Below are 18,149 nucleotides of genomic sequence, written 5' to 3'. Positions count from 1 at the left end.
GGAGGGGGGAGAAGACGATGGAACGGCGTTTGACGGCGGGGGCCGGTCTTTTGACCCGGATTATGCTGGGGCTGGCGCTGGCCCTGCTGGCCGGCGGGCTGGTGCTGGGGGTGGGGCAGAATGGGGAGACCTGGAAGGCCCTGGCGCTGGCAGTTCCCGTCCTGACAGCGGGCTGGAAAGGGTTGCCGCCGCTGTGCCGTTGGTTGGAGAGAATGGGGGCGGTCAGGATCTGGCTGGGGCTTACCCTACTCTGTCTGGCGGTCAAGGGAGCCTGGGTGTTCCTGGTACGGGTAACTCCCTCCGGGGATTACGCCACCTTCTGGGGCTATGCCAATGCCCTGGCCCGGCAGCCGGTACTGGAGGGCGGGCGCTATATGGCCCTCTTCCCTCATATCTTCGGCTACTCCTCCTTTCTCAGTTGGTTTATCCGCCTGCTGGGGCCGGGGGAACTGCTGGCCCAGATGCTTAATGTGGTCCTCACCGCTGTCTCCGGCAGTTTTCTTTTCCTGTTGGGGCGGCGGTGGTGGGGACTGCTGGCCGGGATCTCCGCCTATCTGCTGTGGATCGCCTGCCCCTCCCAGACCATTTATAATAGTCTGGTTCTGTCCGAGCCCCTCTATACCACTCTGATGCTGGGAGCCCTGGTGCTGCTGACGGCAGGGGAAGGGAGACGGCCCATCCTGCGGGGGGTGGCAGCAGGGCTGGTGCTGCGGTGGTTCAACGGGGTGCGTCCCATTGCGGCGGTGGTGATCATTGCTCTGCTGATCTGGCGCCTGGTGCTGAAGCCGGAGGAATGGCTGCTGGGAGAATCCCGGCGGTACTGGTTGGGGCTGCTGGCCGCCCTGCTGGCGGTCTATGCCGTCACCGGCCCGCTGTGGCAGGCCCATTTGACCCGCCGCATTGGGGAGGAGCCCTCCACCACGCTGGGCTACAGTGTTCTGGTGGGATTTAACCAAGACTCCGGCGGGGCATGGAACCAGGAGGACAGCGATCTGCTCTTTTCCCTCAGCGATGCGCCGGGGGCCACCGCCCAGCAGGCTCAGGAGGGAGCTTTGGAGGCTGCCAAAGACCGCATCACCTCCGGGAAGGTGGCCTTGCTGCCTCTGCTGCGGGATAAACTGAGGGCTTTTCTGGACTCTGACCACGCCTGCGTGGGCTATGTGGGCAGCGTGGTGCGTCATACCAAGCTGTTTGCCCTGGCCTGCAACGGATTCTATTATGCAGCCATGGTACTGGCGGGAGGTGCCCTGGTCCGGCTGTGGCGAAACCGGGAGCGCTCCGCTGTGGTTTTGCTGCCCCTGTATGTGCTGGGGCTGACCTGCGCCCAGATGCTGGTGGAGGTGGCCGGGCGGTACCACTATTCCCTGATTCCTGTGCTTTTGCTGCTGGGACAGGCGGCCCTTTTCCCGCCTGCTCCGGCAGAGACAAAAATTTTTCAAAAAAACCGGGAAAGCTCTTGACAGGGAATGGGTTTTAGAGTATCATAATCAAGCGCCTGTTTGGGGCGCAGTCTGCGATGATGCGGGAGATTGCTCAGCAATGAGGTAACTTCCGCGGAGTATGTCCGAGCTAGAATCGGGCGGCTGAGGGATCTGTACACGGCGTATATCGCCATGTATGGGTAAAACCGGCCTGCTTGTGCCGGTTTTCTTCATGTCACGGAGTGATACGCACGGAAACGTGTACTGAAATCTCTCACCGTACGAAGCGAGGAAAGACACCGCGCTTTGGCCCCGTGGACCCGGCAAAAGCGCACCACTTCGTATGTTTAAGGAGGAACAAACACCATGGCAGCTCAGAAAGAAATGATCCGCATCCGTCTGAAGGCCTACGATCATCAGCTCATCGACCAGAGCGCTGAGAAGATCGTTGAGACCGCCAAGCGCACCGGCGCTTCCGTGTCCGGCCCCATCCCCCTGCCCACCAAGAAGGAAGTCGTCACCATCCTGCGCGCCGTCCATAAGTACAAGGACTCCCGCGAGCAGTTCGAGCGCCGCACTCACAAGCGCCTGATCGACATCCTCAAGCCCTCTCCCAAGACCGTCGAGGCCCTGATGAGCCTGGAGCTCCCCGCCGGTGTGGAGATCGAGATCAAGCTGTAAGAGGCAGCGATCCATTCCTTTGTTTGTACCGCAGTCCGCCGCGTTTTGAGGCGGACGGGTCAAGTTGGCCGAGCAATACCAGTCCAATGGGTAACTCGCCCAACCAATAACCTTATTAAGGAGGAAAACACATGGAAAAGGCCATTATCGGCAAGAAGGTCGGCATGACGCAGATCTTCGACGAAGCCGGCAAGGTCATCCCGGTCACCGTCATCGAGGCGGGCCCCTGCACCGTGGTGCAGAAGAAGACCGAGGAGAAGGACGGCTACAACGCCGTTCAGCTGGGCTACGGCGACGTAGCTGAGAAGAAGCTCACCAAGCCTGAGCTGGGTCACCTGAAGAAGGCTGGCGACGCTCGCAAGAGCACCCTGAAGGAGTTCAAGCTGGACAACTGCGACGCCCTCAACGTGGGCGACGAGGTCAAGGTTGACGTGTTCGCCGAGGGCGACCGCGTGGACGTGACCGGCATCAGCAAGGGCCACGGCTATCAGGGCGTTATCAAGCGTCACGGCGCTCACCGCCTGAAGGAATCCCACGGTACCGGCCCTGTGCACCGTCACGCCGGCTCCATGGGCTCCAGCACCGATCCCTCCCGTATCTTCAAGGGTAAGATCGGCGCCGGCCAGATGGGTAACGAGCAGGTCACTGTTCTGAACCTGGACGTCATCAAGGTTGACTCCGAGCTGGGCATCATCGCTGTCCGCGGCGCCATCCCCGGCCCCAAGGGCGGCATCGTGTACCTGCGCAACTCCGTGATCAACGTCAAGGAGAAGGGCGCCGCTGCCAACGCCAGCGTCAACCCGCAGAAGGCTTCCGCCCGCGTCAATCCCCAGAAGGCTTCCGCCCGTAACAAGTAAGAAAGGAGAGAACTCAAATGCCTAAGGCAATTCTTGTGAACATGGCCGGCAACCAGGTCGGCGAAGTGGAGCTCTCCGAAGCTGTGTTCGGGATCGAGCCCAATCAGACCGTTGTCCACGAGGTGGTTAAGAACCACCTGGCCAACTGCCGTCAGGGCACCCAGTCCGCTCTGACCCGCGCCGAGGTTTCCGGCGGCGGCATCAAGCCCTGGCGCCAGAAGGGCACCGGCCGTGCCCGTCAGGGTTCCACCCGCGCTCCCCAGTGGACTCACGGTGGTATCGTCTTTGCTCCCAAGCCCCGCGACTACAGCTACGTGCTGAACAAGAAGGTCAAGCGTCTGGCTCTGAAGTCCGCTCTGTCCGCCAAGGCCGCCTCCGGCGACATCGTGGTTGTGGACAGCCTGACCATGGACTCCATCAAGACCAAGGCCATGCAGGGCTTCCTGAGCACTGTGGGCGCCAAGAAGGCCGTCATCGTGACCCCCGAGGTCAACGAGACCGTCATCAAGTCCGCCCGCAACATCCCCGGCGTGGTGATCACCACTGCCAAGATCCTCAGCGTGTACGACATCGTGAACGCTGGCAAGTTTATCGTAGATAAGGCCGCTCTGGCCGTCATCGAGGAGGTGTTTGCGTAATGGCTACCACCGCTTATGATATCATCAAGCGCCCCATCATCACCGAGCAGTCCATGGCCGAGACCGAGGCCAAGAAGTACACCTTCGAGGTGGCCAAGAGCGCGAACAAGATCGAGATCGCCAAGGCCGTCGAGGAGATCTTCGGCGTGAAGGTCGCCAAGGTCAACACCCTGAATATGCAGGGCAAGGCCAAGCGCACCGGCCGCTTCCCCGCCGGCCGCCGCGCCAACTGGAAGAAGGCTATGGTTACCCTGACCGAGGACTCCAAGACCATCGAGTTCTTCGAGGGCATGGTGTAAGGAGGATAAGGAACAATGGCTATCAAAACTTATAAGCCCACTACGCCCTCCCGCCGCCACATGACCGTGAGCGCCTTCGAGGGCATCGATAAGAAGGCCAAGCCCGAGCGCAGCCTGCTGGAGAACCTGAAGAAGAATGCCGGCCGCAACAGCTACGGCCGCATCACCGTCCGCCATCGCGGCGGCGGTAACAAGAAGAAGTACCGCATCATCGACTTCAAGCGCGACAAGGAAGGCACCGCTACTGTGATCAACCTGCAGTACGATCCCAACCGTTCCGCCAACATCGCCCTCATCCAGTATGAGGACGGCGAGAAGCGCTATATCCTGGCTCCTGTGGGCCTGAAGTCCGGCCACATCATCATGACCGGTCCTGACGCCGACATCCTGCCCGGCAACTGCCTGCCCATCGCCAACATCCCCGTGGGCGAAATGATCCACTGCATCGAGCTCTACCCCGGCAAGGGCGCCCAGCTGGTCCGCGCTGCCGGTGAGGCCGCTCAGCTGATGGCCAAGGAGAACGGCATGGCTCAGGTCCGTCTGCCCTCCGGCGAGGTGCGTTATATCCGCGAGAACTGCAAGGCCACCATCGGCCAGGTCGGCAACACCGACTGGGCCAACATCCAGATCGGTAAGGCCGGCCGTAAGCGTCACATGGGTTGGCGTCCCACCGTGCGTGGTTCCGTCATGAACCCCAATGACCACCCCCACGGCGGCGGCGAGGGCAAGAGCCCTGTCGGTCGTCCCGGCCCTGTTACCCCCTGGGGCAAGCCTGCTATGGGTTACAAGACCCGCAAGCTGAAGAACCGCACCGAGAAGTTCATCGTCAAGCACCGCAACGCGAAGTAAGGGAGGCAGTAAAAGATGAGCAGAAGTATCAAGAAGGGCCCCTTTTGCGCTCCCGAGCTGCTGAAGCGGGTCGACGAAATGAATCAGACCGGCGAGAAGAAGGTTCTGAAGACCTGGAGCCGCGCCTCCACCATCTTCCCCTCCTTCGTCGGACACACCTTTGCCGTGCACGACGGCCGCAAGCACGTTCCCGTCTATGTGACCGAGGATATGGTTGGCCACAAGCTGGGCGAGTTCGCCCCCACCCGTACCTTCCGCGGCCACGCCGGCGCCAAGTCTGGTAAGTAAGGAGGAGAGAGAATATGGAAGCTAAAGCACATCTGAGATATACCCGTATCTCTCCCCGTAAGGTCCAGATCGTCTGTGACCTGATCCGCGGCAAGAGCGTAGCCCAGGCCACCGCCATCCTGATGGCCACCCCCAAGGCTGCCTCCGAGCTGCTGCTCAAGCTCCTCAAGAGCGCCGCTGCCAACGCGGAGAACAACCATCAGATGGACCCCGAGAAGCTGTATGTTTCCCAGGTGTTCGCCTGCCCCGGCCCCATCATCAAGCGGATGCGTCCCCGGGCTCAGGGCCGCGCCTATCGGATCAACAAGCGCACTTCTCACATCACCATCTGCGTGGCTGAGCGCTAAGGGAGGAGGAAGAATATGGGACAGAAAGTGAATCCCCACGGCCTGCGCGTGGGTGTCATTAAGGATTGGGACTCCCGCTGGTATGCCCGCAACGAGAAGGTGGGCGACCTGCTGGTGGAGGACAAGAAGATCCGGGACTACCTGAAGAAGACCCTGTATTCCGCCGGTATCCCCAAGATCGAGATCGAGCGCGACAACGCCAAGGTGCGCATCTACCTGCACTGCGCCCGTCCCGGTGTGGTCATCGGTAAGGGCGGCGAGGCCATCGAGGCCCTGCGCCTGAAGGTGGAGAAGATGATCGGCAAGCCCGTGGCCCTCAACATTGTTGAGGTCAAGAGCCCCGACATGGACGCTCAGCTGGTGGCCGAGAACATCGCTCAGCAGCTGGAGAAGCGCATCGGCTTCCGCCGCGCTATGAAGAACGCCATGGGCCGCGCTATGCGCATCGGCGCCCGCGGCATCAAGACTCAGGTGTCCGGCCGTCTGGGCGGCGCTGAGATCGCCCGCACCGAGCACTATCACGACGGCACCATCCCCCTGCAGACTCTGCGCGCCGACATCGACTACGGCTTCGCTGAGGCTGCCACCACCTACGGCCGCATCGGCGTGAAGGTGTGGATCTACAAGGGCGAGGTGCTGACTCAGACCCTGCGCACCACCCCCCGCACCCTGGACACCAAGAACTTCAAGGAGCGTTCCGACCGTCCCCGCCGCGACCGCCGCGACGGCGACCGTAAGGGCGGCTTCAACCGCAACGGTGGCTTCAACCGCAACGGCGGCAACCGCCAGGGTGGTTTCAATAACAACCGTCCCCAGGGCGGTGCCCGTCCCCAGGGCGGCGCTCGTCCTGCCGCTGCCAAGGAAGGAGGCGCTCAGTAATGCTGCTGCCTAAGCGCGTTAAGTATCGCCGCGTGCACCGCGGCCGCCTGAAGGGCAAGGCCCTGAAGGGCAACACCGTGACCTATGGTGAGTTCGGTCTGCAGGCCACTGAGCCCAGCTGGATCACCAGCAACCAGATCGAGGCCGCCCGTATCGCCATGACCCGTTACACCAAGCGTGGCGGTAAGGTTTGGATCAAGATCTTCCCCGATAAGCCCATCACTGAGAAGCCCGCCGAGACCCGCATGGGTTCCGGTAAGGGTTCCCCCGAGTACTGGGTGGCCGTGGTTAAGCCCGGCCGTGTTATGTTCGAGATCGCCGGCGTCTCCGAGGAGATCGCCCGCGAGGCCCTGCGTCTCGCTTCCCACAAGCTGCCTGTCAAGTGCAAGATCGTGGCGAAAGAGACCGCCGAGACCGAGAATGGTGGTGAATGAAGATGAAGGCTACTGAAATCCGTAAGATGAGCGCCGAGGAGCTGACCAGCAAGCTGGGCGACCTGAAGAAGGATCTCTTCCAGCTCCGTCTTCAGCACGCCACCAATCAGCTGGACAACCCGGTGAAGATCGCTGAGGTCAAGCGGGATATCGCCCGCGTCAAGACCATCATCCGTGAGCTCGAGCTCGCAGGCCGATAAGAAGGAGGAACTAGATCATGGAAAACAGAACTTCTTCCCGCAAGACCAGAGTCGGCCTGGTAGTTTCCGATAAGATGGACAAGACCGTGGTGGTGGCCATCGCCGACCGTGTGGCCCACCCCCTGTACAAGAAGATCGTCAAGAGCACTTACAAGCTGAAGGCCCACGACGAGAACAACGAGTGTGGCATCGGCGACCGCGTGCGGGTCATGGAGACCCGGCCCCTGTCCAAGGACAAGCGCTGGCGCGTCGTCGAGATCATCGAGAAGGCGAAGTAAGGAGGTGCCGGTATGATTCAGCAGGAAACTTATCTGAAGGTGGCCGACAACACCGGCGCCAAGGAAATTAAGACCATCCGCGTGCTGGGCGGCTCCAGCCGCAAGTTTGGCAACATCGGCGACGTGATCGTGGCTTCTGTCCGCAAGGCTCAGCCCGGCGGCACCGTGAAGAAGGGCGAGGTCGTGAAGGCCGTTATCGTCCGTTCCGCTAAGGGCGTCCGCCGCGCCGACGGCAGCTACGTCCGCTTTGACGAGAACGCCGCCGTCCTCATCAAGGACGACAAGAATCCCCGCGGTACCCGTATCTTTGGGCCCGTGGCCCGCGAGCTGCGCGACAAGGATTATATGAAGATCCTGTCCCTGGCTCCCGAAGTGCTGTAAGGGGGTAGGAGAAGACATGAATAAGATGAGCATTCGTAAGGACGATACCGTCATCGTCCTGTCCGGTAAGGACAAGGGCAAGCAGGGCAAGGTCCTGGAGGTCATGCCCAAGGAGGGCAAGGTCGTCGTCGAGAAGATCAACGTGGTCTCCCGTCACACCAAGCCCCGCAAGCAGGGCGAGCAGGGCGGCATCATCAAGAAGGAAGCCCCCATCTACGCCTGCAAGGTGCAGCGCGTCTGCCCCAAGTGCAACAAGCCCACCCGGCCCGCTCACAAGCTGCTGGCCGACGGCAAGAAGGTCCGCATCTGCAAGAAGTGCGGCGCCGAGATCTGAGAGAGGAGGAGTATAGACAATGGCTGATAAGAAAGTGCCCAACCTGAAGGCGAAGTACCAGGCCGAGGTCGCTCCTGCTCTGATGCAGAAGTTCGGCTACAAGTCCACCATGCAGATCCCCAAGATCGACAAGATCGTGGTCAACTGCGGCTGCGGCGAGGCCCGCGACAATGCCAAGGTTCTGGAGGCTGTTGTGGGCGATCTGACCAAGATCACCGGCCAGAAGGCCATCATCACCAAGGCTAAGAAGTCCGTGGCTAACTTCAAGCTGCGTGAGGGTATGCCCATCGGCGCCAAGGTCACCCTGCGTGCCGACCGTATGTGGGAGTTCCTGGACCGCCTGTTCAACGTGGCCCTGCCCCGCGTGCGTGACTTCCGGGGCATCAACGGCAACTCTTTCGATGGCCGCGGCAACTACGCCCTGGGCATCAAGGAGCAGCTGATCTTCCCCGAGATCGAGTACGATAAGATCGACAAGATCCGCGGCCTGGACGTGGTCATCTGCACCACCGCCAAGACCGACGAAGAGGCCAAAGAGCTGCTGACCCTGATCGGCGCTCCCTTTGCCCGCTAAAGGAGGAGAACGTAATGGCTAAGAAGTCTATGATCCTGAAGCAGCAGGCGGAGCCCAAGTTCTCCACCCGCCGCTACAATCGCTGCAAGATCTGCGGCCGTCCCCACGCCTACCTGCGGGACTACGGCATCTGCCGTATCTGTTTCCGCGAGCTGGCTTACAAGGGCCAGATCCCCGGTGTGAAGAAGGCCTCCTGGTAATCAGGACAGCCTGAATGACGCAAACGCCCGCGCCCGGCGTGCGAAAGCACGTCAGGCGCTTGCGTTGCGTGATGAGGTTTTTGGATTTGCCTTGCAGTCCAAAAAATAAAATTCTCCGTTTAGGAGAAAAACCCTGAGATTGTGTCAATCCGACTGTGAAAAATGAATAAGTGACGCCCTCTCCACGGGGTAGGGCAGGGCATTCCTACAAAAGTTTGGCGGAAAGTCACTTTTTCCTTTTCACACAAGGGTTTTCACGATATAATAATTCCTTGGCAGACGGTTAAAAGGTCGGAGCCCCGCGAACTCCGATACCTTACCGCCTTAACGGGTCTTCTCACGGCCCGTCATTCAAAAAGGAGGGTAAACTCATGCACATCACAGACCCCATTGCGGATATGCTGACCCGCATCCGCAACGCGAACAACGCCAAGCATGACACCGTGGACGTCCCCGCGTCCAACATGAAGAAGTCCATCGCGCAGATCCTGCTGGATGAGGGCTATATCAAGAACTTCCAGCTGATCGACGACGGCACTCAGGGCGTCATCCGCGTTACTCTGAAGTACAACCCCGGCAAGGAGAAGGTCATCACTGGTCTTCGCCGCGTTTCCAAGCCCGGCCTGCGTGTCTATGCCGGTGCTGACGAGCTGCCCCGGGTCCTCCACGGCCTGGGTATTGCCATCGTGTCCACGTCCAAGGGCGTCATGACTGACAAGGCTGCCCGCGCAGCCCATGTCGGCGGCGAGGTCCTGGCGTTTGTCTGGTAAGGAGGGAGAGTAGAAAATGTCTCGTATCGGAAGAATGCCGATCTCCATCCCCGCCGGTGTGGACGTGAAGATCGAAGCCGGTAACCTGGTTACCGTGAAGGGTCCCAAGGGCACCCTGACCCAGCAGCTGCACCCCAACATGAACATTGCCCAGGAGGGCGATGTGATCCATGTCACCCGCCCCAATGACGAGAAGGAGAACCGCAGCCTCCACGGCCTGACCCGCACCCTGCTGCACAACATGGTGGTGGGCGTGACCGAGGGCTACAAGAAGGAGCTGGACGTCAACGGCGTCGGCTACCGTGTGACCAAGGAAGGCAACAAGCTGGTTATGAACCTGGGCTTCTCTCATCAGGTGGTCGTCGAGGAGATCGACGGCATCTCCATCGAAGTGCCCAGCGCCAACAAGATCGTCATCAGCGGCGTCGACAAGCAGAAGGTCGGCCAGTTCGCCGCCGAAGTGCGCGAGAAGCGTCCCCCCGAGCCTTATAAGGGCAAGGGCATCAAATACACCGACGAGGTCATCCGCCGCAAGGAAGGCAAGACCGGCGTCAAGAAGAAATAAGGAGGTGTGCCACTATGATCAACAGACCCGATACCAACGCTCAGCGGCTTAAGCGCCACAAGAGAGTGCGCGGCAAGATTTCCGGCACGCCCGAGCGTCCCCGTCTCAACGTGTTCCGCAGCAACACCAACATCTATGCCCAGATCATCGACGATGTGAACGGCAAGACTCTGGTGTCCGCTTCCTCCATGGAAAAGGGCTTTGAGGGCAAGGGCTCCGACTGCGAGGCCGCCAAGAAGGTTGGCCTGGCTGTCGCCGAGCGCGCCAAGGCCGCCGGCATCGAGAACGTCGTGTTCGACCGCGGCGGTTACGTCTACCACGGCCGCGTGCAGGCCCTGGCCGAAGGCGCCCGTGAGGGCGGCCTGCAGTTCTAAGGGAGGAGGAAGATTAAATGGCTCGTTTTGAAAGAGAACCCAGCGAGTTCACCGAGAAGCTGGTTGCCCTGAACCGCGTGTCCAAGACCGTCAAGGGCGGTCGTATCTTCAAGTTTGCCGCCCTGATGGTGGTAGGCGACGAGAAGGGCCGCGTGGGCTTCGGCCTGGGCAAGGCCGCTGAGGTGCCCGAGGCCATCCGCAAGGGCATCGAGGATGCCAAGAAGCATATGTGCAACGTGACTCTGTCCGGCACTACCATTCCCCACGAGGTCATTGGTGAGTTCGGCGCCGGCCGCGTGCTCCTGAAGCCCGCTGCCCCCGGTACCGGCATCATCGCCGGCGGCCCCGTCCGCGCCGTCATGGAGGCCGCCGGCATCCGTGACATCCGCGCCAAGTGCCTGCGCTCCAACAACCCGCAGAACGTGGTCTCCGCCACCTTCGAGGGCCTGAAGGCTCTCCGTGGTCCCGAGGAGGTCGCCCGCATCCGCGGCAAGAGCGTCAGCGAGATCGTAGGTTAAGGAGGGCCGTGAACATGGCTAATCTGAACATCAAGCTGGTCAAGAGCCTGAACGGCCGCATCGCCAAGCATAAGGCCACCGCCGAGGCTCTGGGGCTGCGCCACATCGGCGACACCACCGTACAGCCCGACAACGAGGCTACCCGCGGCAAGATTGCCCACATCGGCTATCTGCTGCAGGTGACCGAGGAAAAGTAAGGAGGTGCGCGAAATGAATCTGCATGATCTTTCCCCCGCTGCCGGTTCCAACCCCAAGGCTTACCGCAAGGGCCGCGGCAACGGTTCCGGCAACGGCAAGACTGCCGGCCGCGGCCAGAAGGGCCAGTGGTCCCGTTCCGGCGGCGGCGTCCGCGTGGGTTTTGAGGGCGGCCAGATGCCTCTGACCCGCCGTATCCCCAAGCGGGGCTTCAATAACATCTTTGCCAAGCCCCTGGAGGCCATCAATGTGTCCGTCCTGAACAAGTTCGAGGATGGCGCTGTGGTCAATGTGTGCGACCTTCTGGAGAAGGGTATCCTCTCCAAGTGTGAGTATGGCTACAAGGTGCTGGGCAACGGCACCCTGACCAAGAAGCTGACCGTCCGTGCCTCCGCTTTCTCCGCCTCCGCCAAGGAGAAGATCGTGGCGGCAGGTGGAAAGTACGAGGTGGTCTAAGTGATCGAGACCATCCGTAACGCGTGGAAGATCCCCGAGCTGCGCAAGAAGATCCTCTTTACCATCTTCGCGCTGCTCATCTTCCGGCTGGGCTCGGTGGTTCCTGTTCCCTTTATCAACAGTGATCTGCTGGGCAGCACGCTCAACAGCATGGGTGGTATCTTCTCCCTGCTGGGTACCATGAACGGCACCGCCTTCTCCATGGCCGCCGTTTTCGCCCTGGGCGTACAGCCGTATATTAACAGCTCCATCATCATCCAGCTGCTCACCGTTGCCATCCCCGCCCTGGAGCGTCTCCAGCGGGACGGCGGCGAGGAGGGCCGGAAGAAGATCGCGGCCATCACCCGTTACGTGACCGTGGCTATCGCTATCCTGCAGGGCCTGGGCTACTACACCCTGGTCGCCAGCACCAGCAACGGCGCTTTGCTGGACACCGCCGGTCTGCCCGGCTGGTGGGTGGCCGTTGTGATCATCCTGTGCTTTACCGCCGGTTCCGCCTTTGTTATGTGGCTGGGTGAGCAGATCACCGAGTTCGGCATCGGCAACGGCATCTCCATCATCCTGTTTGCCGGTATCCTGTCCCGGGTGCCCGGTATGGTGGAGGCTATCTACACCGGTATCCGCAACAACCTCAACGGCGTCACCGGCGATGGTGTCTTCAACCTTCCCTGGTGGGGCGCCATCCTCATCGTAATCGGTATGCTGGCCATCGTGGTGCTCATCGTGTTCATCCAGAACTCCGAGCGCCGCATCCCCGTCCAGTATGCCAAGCGGGTGGTGGGCCGCAAGATGTACGGCGGCCAGTCCAGCCACATCCCCCTGAAGGTGAACATGAGCGGCGTTATGCCCATCATCTTTGCTCAGGCCATTGCCTCCCTGCCCGCTACCGTGGGTATGTTCTTCGGCAAGAGCGTCGAGAGCGAGGGCGGCTGGGGCGTGTTCCTCCGCGTGTTCAACACCACCAGCATTGTTTATATCATTGTTTACTTCCTGCTGATTGTGGGCTTCAGCTACTTCTATTCCACCATGCAGTTCAACCCGGTGGAAGTGGCCAACAATCTCAAGAAGAACGGCGGCTTTATCCCCGGCTTCCGTCCCGGCAAGCCCACCGCCGACTTTATCCACAAGGTTCTGGGTAAGATCACCATGTTTGGTGCTCTCTATCTGGCCGTGATCGCCATCGCTCCCATCGTCACCGGCGCCATCATCGGCGTTAGCAGCCTGGCCATCGGCGGTACTTCCGTCATCATCGTGGTGGGCGTTGCTCTGGAGACCACCAAGGCGATGGAGGCTCAGATGATGATGCGCCACTACAAGGGCTTCCTGGAGTAAGGGGCGAGGAAAATGAAAATCATTCTTCTGGGCGCCCCCGGCGCCGGAAAGGGTACTCAGGCTGAGATCATCAGCAAGAAGCTGGGTATCCCCACCATCTCCACCGGCAACATCCTCCGGGCCGCCGTCAAGGCCGGCACCCCCATTGGGCTGGAGGCTAAGAGCTATATGGACGCCGGCAAGCTGGTCCCTGATGAGGTCATCATCGGCATCATTCAGGAGCGGCTGGCCGAGTCCGATTGTGCCAATGGTTTTATCCTGGACGGCGTGCCCCGCACCATCGCCCAGGCTGAGGCTCTGGATGCCCACGGCATCCACTTTGACGCGGTGCTCTCCCTGGAGATCGCCGACAGCGTCATCGAGGCCCGTATGACGGGCCGCCGGACCTGCCACACCTGCGGCGCCACCTACCACATTGTGGCCGCTCCTCCCAAGCAGGAGGGGATCTGCGACAAGTGCGGCGGCGAGCTGGAGCAGCGCAAGGACGACCAGCCTGAGACCGTTAAGCACCGGCTGGAGGTCTATCACAACGAGACCGAGCCCCTCAAGGACTATTACCAGGCTCACGGCGTGCTGATGAGCGTGCCTGATCTGGGCGGGATCGAAGAGACCAACAACAAGATCATGGAACTGCTGGAGAAGTGATTTGAGATGGAAATGATCTCACTGAAATCTCCCCGTGAAATCGAGCTGATGCGCCGGGCCGGGCGGTTGACCGCCCAGGCCCGGGCGCTGGCCGGTTCCATGGTGCGGCCCGGCGTCACCACCCATGAGATTGACACCGCGGTACGCAAATTTATCGAAAGTCACGGAGCCAAGCCCTCCTTCCTGGGATATGGCGGCTTTTCCGGCTCCGCCTGCATCTCCATCAATGAGCAGGTTATCCACGGCATCCCCGGCCCCCGGAAGCTGCAGGAAGGCGACATCGTCTCTATTGACGTGGGCGCTTACCTCAACGGCTTTCATGGTGACTGTGCTGCCACCTTCCCCTGTGGAGAGGTGAGCGACGAGGCCATGCGGCTCATTCGGGTCACCGAGCAGAGCTTCTGGGAGGGCATCCGTCTGGCCCAGCCGGGCAAGCGGGTGTACGACATCTCCCACGCCGTTCAGCAGTATGTGGAGGCCAACGGCTTCTCCGTGGTGCGGGACTTTGTGGGTCACGGTGTGGGCGCCAAGCTCCACGAGGCTCCGGAGGTACCCAACTACGGGCCTGCCGGACACGGTCCCCGGCTCCAGCCGGGCATGACCATCGCCGTGGAGCCCATGGTGTGTGCCGGTGACTGGCGGGTGAAGGTGCTCAAGGACGGCTGGACCACCGTGTCCGCCGACGGCAGCATGACCGCCCACTATGAAAATACCATCCTCATCACCGACGGCGAGCCCGAAGTGCTTACCGTGGCGGAGGACTGAGTATGGCGGCGGAGCATCCGCGGATCGTCCGCTCACTGGCAGGGCATGACAAGGGGCAGCTGTTCTGCGTATTGGATCAAGACGGCCCCTATCTGCTGCTCTGCGACGGCAGACGGCGAAAGGCAGAGTCCCCCAAGCGGAAGAAAACCGTACACACGGCCGACGCCGGGGACTTCCAACACCCCGTTCTGGAGAAGATCCGGACTGGGGAACCCATCACAAACCGAGAGGTGCGGAGGGCGCTGGCCGCTTTCCGAGCTGAGGAGTCAAGGAGGGTATGACGCTTTGGCAAAAGACGATATGATCGAAGTGGAGGGCGTCGTCACCGAGTCCCTTCCCAATACCACGTTCCATGTGGACATCGGAAACGGCCACATCATTCTGGCCCACATCTCCGGCAAGCTGCGGATGAACTTCATCCGCATTCTGCCCGGCGATAAGGTCACCGTCCAGATGTCCCCCTACGACGTAACCCGGGGCCGGATCACTTGGCGAAGCAAGTAATCCGGCTCATTCCGGCGGGCGCAGGCCTGCCGACCCTATCAATGACCGGTGCGGGTCAGCGGGGCCTTGCCTCCGCCGTACCGGGGCCATCAGGCTCTACAGGAGGTTAATGACATGAAAGTTAGACCGTCCGTGAAGCCCATGTGCGAGAAGTGCAAGATCATCAAGCGCAAGGGCAAGGTCATGGTTATTTGCGAAAACCCCAAGCATAAGCAGAGACAAGGTTAATAGGAGGTGCTGAAACAGTATGGCACGTATTGCTGGCATTGATTTGCCCAAGGATAAGCGGGTCGAGATCGGCCTTACCTATATCTTTGGTATCGGGCGCACCAGCGCCAACAAGATCCTGGCTGAGGCCGGTATCAACCCCGACACCCGCGTGAAGGATCTGACTGAGGCCGATGAGGCTAAGCTGCGCGAGATCATCAGCCACAGCTACACTGTGGAGGGCGACCTCCGTCGTGACGTGGCGATGGACATCAAGCGTCTGACCGAGATCGGCTGCTACCGCGGCCTGCGTCACCGCAAGGGCCTGCCCGTCCGCGGTCAGCGTTCCAAGACCAACGCTCGTACCCGCAAGGGTCCCAAGCGCACCGTCGCTAACAAGAAGAAGTAAGGGAGGGAGAAACACATGGCTACCGCTACCAAGGGTAAGAAAGTTATCCGTAAGCGCCGCGAGCGCAAGAACGTTGAAAAGGGCCAGGTGCATATCCGCTCTTCCTTCAACAACACCATGGTCACCGTGACCGATATGGGGGGCAACGCCCTGTCCTGGGCCTCTTCCGGCGGCCTGGGCTTCCGTGGCTCCCGTAAGTCCACCCCCTTCGCCGCTCAGACCGCTGCCGAGACCGCCGCTAAGGCTGCCATGGAGCACGGCCTGAAGACCGTGGAGGTGTACGTGAAGGGCCCCGGCGCCGGCCGTGAGGCTGCCATCCGCGCCCTGCAGGCCGTGGGCCTGGAGGTCACTCTGATCAAGGACGTGACCCCCATTCCCCACAACGGCTGCCGTCCGCCCAAGCGCCGCCGCGTGTAAGAGAAGGAGGAGTACGAATTATGGCTAGATATACCGGAGCAGTCTGCCGCCAGTGCCGCAGAGAGGGCCAGAAGCTCTTCCTGAAGGGCGACCGCTGCTACACCGACAAGTGCGCCATGGAGCGCCGTCCCTTTGCCCCTGGTATGCACAACCAGGGCCGCACCAAGAAGCTGTCCGAGTACGGTATGCAGCTGCGTGAGAAGCAGAAGGCCCGCCGTTACTACGGCGTGCTGGAGAGCCAGTTCCACAAGTATTACGAGATGGCCGCTGCCCGCAAGGGCGTGACCGGTGACAACCTGCTGAGCATCCTGGAGACCCGCCTGGACAACGTGATCTATCGTCTGGGCTTCGCCATGAGCCGTCCTGAGGCTCGTCAGCTGGTCCGTCACGGCCACTTCACCATCAACGGCCACCGCGTGGACATCCCCTCCTACCTGGTCAAGCCCGGCGAGGTCATCGCCCTGAAGGAGACCAGCCGGAGCAAGGAGAAGTTCAAGGCTTCTCTGGAGGCCAACGGCTCTCGTCCCGCCCCCAAGTGGCTGGACTTTGACCAGAACAACCTGGTGGCCAAGGTGGTTGCGCTCCCCGCCCGCGAGGACGTGGACCTGCCCATCGAGGAGCACCTCATCGTCGAGCTGTACTCCAAGTAATCGTGCTTGTACCCTCGATTATTGGTGAGCTGTATAAGGCGGCGGACAGAGTCCGCCGCCGCGAAAAGGAGGGTAACACATGGTAGAAATCGAGAAGCCCCGCATCGAATGTGTGGAGAACCCCGGCGACGGCTCCTACGGCAAATACGTCGTGGAGCCCCTGGAGCGTGGCTATGGTACCACGCTGGGTAACTCCCTGCGCCGCATCCTGCTCTCGTCCCTGCCCGGCACGGCGGTTACCTCCATTAAGATCGCCGGCGTGCAGCACGAGTTTTCCACCATTCCCGGAGTGAAGGAGGACGTCACCGAGATCGTCCTCAACGTGAAGAGCATCATTGCCAAGCTCCACTCCGAGGGCGTGAAAACGGTCTATATTGAAGCCAGCGGTGAGTGCGAAGTCACCGCCGGCGACATCAAGGCCGACGGCGAGGTGGAGATCCTCAATCCGGACCTCCACATTGCCACCCTGGGACCGGACGCCAGCCTCAACATGGAGCTGACCCTGTCTCATGGCCGGGGCTATGTCCCCGCCGACCGGAACAAGCCGGCCCAGACCATCATCGGTCTGATCCCGGTGGACTCCATTTACACGCCGGTGCGGAAGGTCAATTACACGGTGGAAAACACCCGTGTCCGCGACCTGACCGACTTCGACAAGCTGACCCTGGAGGTGTGGACCAACGGTACCATCACCGCCCGGGACGCCGTCAGCCTGGGCGCCCGCATCCTCTGCGACCACTTCGTCCTCTTCACCGATCTCTCTGAGACCATGGGCTCCAAGTCCACGGTGGTGGAGAAGGCCGAAGCCCAGCGGGACAAGGTGCTGGAGCTGACCATCGAGGAACTGGACCTGTCTGTCCGTTCCTTCAACTGCCTCAAGCGCGCCAACATCAATACGGTGGAGGATCTGATCTCCAAGACCGAGGACGAGATGATGAAGGTGCGCAACCTGGGCCGCAAGTCCCTGGAAGAGGTCATCAACAAGCTGGCCATGATGGGCCTGCACCTGGCCGACGAGGAAAACTGAGGCCAGGGAAGAGGGCGGCCCGGGGGCACGTAACGTCCCCTCCCGGACCCGCAGGCCGCAAGGCGCTCTCTTCAGGGGATTTCATCCCCCCGGACGAATTTAAATTGTGGAGTTCGCCTTGGCGAACATCCGATAGGAGTTGGATTTCATGTCTCACAACCGTAAGCTGGGCAAGCCTACTGATCAGCGCATCGCCATGCTGCGCGCCATGACCACCTACCTGCTGGAGAATGGTCAGATCAAGACCACCTATGCCCGTGCCAAGGAAGTTGCTCCCATGGCCGAAAAGATGATCACCCTGGCCAAGAACCCCAGCCTGGCCAATTACCGCAAGGCTCTGTCCTACCTGACCAAGGAGGACGTGGCCAAGAAGACCTTCGACGAGCTGGGTCCCAAGTATGCCAGCCGTAACGGCGGTTATACCCGCGTGGTCAAGATCGGCCCCCGCCGCGGCGATGCCGCCGAGATGGCCATCGTGCAGCTGGTGTAATTTCATCTTAAAAAGCGCCCTGCCTTCTGGCAGGGCGCTTTTTCTATACGCAACTTCTTGCAATTTGTGGAATGCTATGGTATACTATGCAACAATAAACCATAAAGGAGACGGTGAGCCCTCGTGGACGAACCTCCGCCCAGTAACAACTGCAAAAAAGACTAT

General features: G+C 60.9%; 33 protein-coding genes. All 33 read left to right on the top strand.

The genetic code is table 11. The annotated features are described in order from the left end of the window. The first annotated feature begins 17 nt into the window (after positions 1 to 17). The 33 genes from B5E56_RS10245 (at position 18) to rplQ (ending at position 17,984) form a co-directional block, all read left to right on the top strand. A complete protein-coding gene (locus tag B5E56_RS10245; RefSeq protein WP_087389676.1) occupies positions 18 to 1,460 on the top strand; it encodes a hypothetical protein in 1,443 nt (480 codons plus the stop codon). Between the two features lie 327 nt (positions 1,461 to 1,787). Continuing rightward, positions 1,788 to 2,102, top strand: a complete 315-nt coding sequence (rpsJ, locus tag B5E56_RS10240) for a 30S ribosomal protein S10 (protein ID WP_006573401.1) — start codon at positions 1,788 to 1,790, stop codon at positions 2,100 to 2,102. A gap of 131 nt (positions 2,103 to 2,233) precedes the next feature. Next, a complete protein-coding gene (gene rplC, locus B5E56_RS10235; protein WP_087187781.1) occupies positions 2,234 to 2,959 on the top strand; it encodes a 50S ribosomal protein L3 in 726 nt (241 codons plus the stop codon). Positions 2,960 to 2,976: 17 nt separating this feature from the next. After that, positions 2,977 to 3,597 carry a 50S ribosomal protein L4 gene (rplD, locus tag B5E56_RS10230; protein ID WP_087389673.1) on the top strand — a complete coding sequence of 207 codons (621 nt, stop codon included), beginning with the start codon at positions 2,977 to 2,979 and terminating at the stop codon, positions 3,595 to 3,597. Further along, positions 3,597 to 3,896, top strand: coding sequence for a 50S ribosomal protein L23 (rplW, locus tag B5E56_RS10225; protein ID WP_087187783.1), 300 nt, complete (start codon positions 3,597 to 3,599; stop codon positions 3,894 to 3,896). The genes rplD and rplW overlap by 1 nt, the downstream gene beginning before the upstream one ends. Before the next feature lie 15 nt (positions 3,897 to 3,911). Continuing rightward, positions 3,912 to 4,745, top strand: coding sequence for a 50S ribosomal protein L2 (gene rplB, locus B5E56_RS10220; protein ID WP_087187784.1), 834 nt, complete (start codon positions 3,912 to 3,914; stop codon positions 4,743 to 4,745). A 15-nt stretch (positions 4,746 to 4,760) separates the two neighbouring features. Beyond that, the gene (gene rpsS, locus B5E56_RS10215) at positions 4,761 to 5,033 is read left to right on the top strand and encodes a 30S ribosomal protein S19 (protein WP_087187785.1); all 273 of its coding nucleotides are present in this window, start codon (positions 4,761 to 4,763) and stop codon (positions 5,031 to 5,033) included. 14 nt (positions 5,034 to 5,047) lie between these two features. Beyond that, a complete protein-coding gene (rplV, locus tag B5E56_RS10210) occupies positions 5,048 to 5,380 on the top strand; it encodes a 50S ribosomal protein L22 (RefSeq protein WP_087269173.1) in 333 nt (110 codons plus the stop codon). A gap of 15 nt (positions 5,381 to 5,395) precedes the next feature. Continuing rightward, positions 5,396 to 6,259, top strand: coding sequence for a 30S ribosomal protein S3 (gene rpsC / locus B5E56_RS10205; RefSeq protein WP_087187787.1), 864 nt, complete (start codon positions 5,396 to 5,398; stop codon positions 6,257 to 6,259). After that, positions 6,259 to 6,693 (top strand): 50S ribosomal protein L16, encoded by a 435-nt coding sequence (rplP, locus tag B5E56_RS10200; protein ID WP_087187788.1) that lies wholly within the window; start codon positions 6,259 to 6,261, stop codon positions 6,691 to 6,693. The genes rpsC and rplP overlap by 1 nt, the downstream gene beginning before the upstream one ends. Before the next feature lie 2 nt (positions 6,694 to 6,695). Then, positions 6,696 to 6,893, top strand: coding sequence for a 50S ribosomal protein L29 (rpmC, locus tag B5E56_RS10195; protein ID WP_204220740.1), 198 nt, complete (start codon positions 6,696 to 6,698; stop codon positions 6,891 to 6,893). 17 nt (positions 6,894 to 6,910) lie between these two features. Then, entirely contained in the window at positions 6,911 to 7,171 is a 261-nt protein-coding gene (gene rpsQ, locus B5E56_RS10190) for a 30S ribosomal protein S17 (protein WP_050617190.1), read from the top strand. Between the two features lie 12 nt (positions 7,172 to 7,183). After that, positions 7,184 to 7,552 carry a 50S ribosomal protein L14 gene (rplN, locus tag B5E56_RS10185; RefSeq protein WP_087187790.1) on the top strand — a complete coding sequence of 123 codons (369 nt, stop codon included), beginning with the start codon at positions 7,184 to 7,186 and terminating at the stop codon, positions 7,550 to 7,552. A gap of 16 nt (positions 7,553 to 7,568) precedes the next feature. Beyond that, positions 7,569 to 7,886: a 50S ribosomal protein L24 gene (gene rplX / locus B5E56_RS10180; RefSeq protein WP_087187791.1), complete on the top strand. Its 318-nt coding sequence runs from the start codon at positions 7,569 to 7,571 to the stop codon at positions 7,884 to 7,886. 19 nt (positions 7,887 to 7,905) lie between these two features. Then, the gene (gene rplE, locus B5E56_RS10175; RefSeq protein WP_087187792.1) at positions 7,906 to 8,460 is read left to right on the top strand and encodes a 50S ribosomal protein L5; all 555 of its coding nucleotides are present in this window, start codon (positions 7,906 to 7,908) and stop codon (positions 8,458 to 8,460) included. Positions 8,461 to 8,474: 14 nt separating this feature from the next. Then, positions 8,475 to 8,660, top strand: a complete 186-nt coding sequence (locus B5E56_RS10170) for a type Z 30S ribosomal protein S14 (RefSeq protein ID WP_006573415.1) — start codon at positions 8,475 to 8,477, stop codon at positions 8,658 to 8,660. Positions 8,661 to 9,031: 371 nt separating this feature from the next. Next, a complete protein-coding gene (gene rpsH / locus B5E56_RS10165; protein ID WP_007494638.1) occupies positions 9,032 to 9,430 on the top strand; it encodes a 30S ribosomal protein S8 in 399 nt (132 codons plus the stop codon). Between the two features lie 16 nt (positions 9,431 to 9,446). Further along, complete coding sequence (rplF, locus tag B5E56_RS10160) at positions 9,447 to 9,995, top strand: 50S ribosomal protein L6 (RefSeq protein WP_087389670.1); 549 nt, start codon at positions 9,447 to 9,449, stop codon at positions 9,993 to 9,995. A gap of 14 nt (positions 9,996 to 10,009) precedes the next feature. Next, entirely contained in the window at positions 10,010 to 10,369 is a 360-nt protein-coding gene (gene rplR, locus B5E56_RS10155) for a 50S ribosomal protein L18 (RefSeq protein ID WP_087187794.1), read from the top strand. Positions 10,370 to 10,386: 17 nt separating this feature from the next. After that, a complete protein-coding gene (gene rpsE / locus B5E56_RS10150; protein ID WP_087187795.1) occupies positions 10,387 to 10,887 on the top strand; it encodes a 30S ribosomal protein S5 in 501 nt (166 codons plus the stop codon). A gap of 14 nt (positions 10,888 to 10,901) precedes the next feature. Beyond that, positions 10,902 to 11,084: a 50S ribosomal protein L30 gene (rpmD, locus tag B5E56_RS10145; protein WP_087187796.1), complete on the top strand. Its 183-nt coding sequence runs from the start codon at positions 10,902 to 10,904 to the stop codon at positions 11,082 to 11,084. Between the two features lie 13 nt (positions 11,085 to 11,097). Next, complete coding sequence (gene rplO / locus B5E56_RS10140) at positions 11,098 to 11,538, top strand: 50S ribosomal protein L15 (RefSeq protein WP_087187797.1); 441 nt, start codon at positions 11,098 to 11,100, stop codon at positions 11,536 to 11,538. Then, entirely contained in the window at positions 11,539 to 12,870 is a 1,332-nt protein-coding gene (gene secY / locus B5E56_RS10135; RefSeq protein ID WP_087389667.1) for a preprotein translocase subunit SecY, read from the top strand. It abuts the gene before it with no gap. A gap of 12 nt (positions 12,871 to 12,882) precedes the next feature. Continuing rightward, complete coding sequence (locus B5E56_RS10130) at positions 12,883 to 13,515, top strand: adenylate kinase (RefSeq protein ID WP_087269159.1); 633 nt, start codon at positions 12,883 to 12,885, stop codon at positions 13,513 to 13,515. A 12-nt stretch (positions 13,516 to 13,527) separates the two neighbouring features. Continuing rightward, positions 13,528 to 14,280 (top strand): type I methionyl aminopeptidase, encoded by a 753-nt coding sequence (map, locus tag B5E56_RS10125; RefSeq protein WP_087389810.1) that lies wholly within the window; start codon positions 13,528 to 13,530, stop codon positions 14,278 to 14,280. A gap of 2 nt (positions 14,281 to 14,282) precedes the next feature. Next, a complete protein-coding gene (locus B5E56_RS10120; protein ID WP_087187800.1) occupies positions 14,283 to 14,561 on the top strand; it encodes a KOW domain-containing RNA-binding protein in 279 nt (92 codons plus the stop codon). Positions 14,562 to 14,565: 4 nt separating this feature from the next. Next, complete coding sequence (gene infA / locus B5E56_RS10115; protein WP_009258089.1) at positions 14,566 to 14,784, top strand: translation initiation factor IF-1; 219 nt, start codon at positions 14,566 to 14,568, stop codon at positions 14,782 to 14,784. Positions 14,785 to 14,898: 114 nt separating this feature from the next. Continuing rightward, positions 14,899 to 15,012, top strand: a complete 114-nt coding sequence (gene rpmJ, locus B5E56_RS10110; protein ID WP_006573428.1) for a 50S ribosomal protein L36 — start codon at positions 14,899 to 14,901, stop codon at positions 15,010 to 15,012. A gap of 19 nt (positions 15,013 to 15,031) precedes the next feature. Beyond that, a complete protein-coding gene (gene rpsM, locus B5E56_RS10105) occupies positions 15,032 to 15,400 on the top strand; it encodes a 30S ribosomal protein S13 (RefSeq protein ID WP_087187801.1) in 369 nt (122 codons plus the stop codon). Positions 15,401 to 15,415: 15 nt separating this feature from the next. Further along, positions 15,416 to 15,817 carry a 30S ribosomal protein S11 gene (gene rpsK, locus B5E56_RS10100; RefSeq protein ID WP_007494608.1) on the top strand — a complete coding sequence of 134 codons (402 nt, stop codon included), beginning with the start codon at positions 15,416 to 15,418 and terminating at the stop codon, positions 15,815 to 15,817. A 20-nt stretch (positions 15,818 to 15,837) separates the two neighbouring features. Next, positions 15,838 to 16,467, top strand: coding sequence for a 30S ribosomal protein S4 (gene rpsD, locus B5E56_RS10095; RefSeq protein WP_087187802.1), 630 nt, complete (start codon positions 15,838 to 15,840; stop codon positions 16,465 to 16,467). Between the two features lie 79 nt (positions 16,468 to 16,546). Continuing rightward, entirely contained in the window at positions 16,547 to 17,494 is a 948-nt protein-coding gene (locus B5E56_RS10090; RefSeq protein WP_087187803.1) for a DNA-directed RNA polymerase subunit alpha, read from the top strand. 148 nt (positions 17,495 to 17,642) lie between these two features. Beyond that, positions 17,643 to 17,984, top strand: coding sequence for a 50S ribosomal protein L17 (gene rplQ / locus B5E56_RS10085; RefSeq protein WP_087389665.1), 342 nt, complete (start codon positions 17,643 to 17,645; stop codon positions 17,982 to 17,984). Positions 17,985 to 18,149: the final 165 nt, after the last annotated feature.

It is taken from the genome of Flavonifractor sp. An112, from assembly GCF_002161085.1.
Classification (GTDB): Bacteria; Bacillota; Clostridia; order Oscillospirales; family Oscillospiraceae; genus Flavonifractor; species Flavonifractor avicola.
The sequence above is the reverse complement of the archived record's forward strand: the minus strand, read 5'-3'. Positions and strand labels throughout refer to the sequence as shown.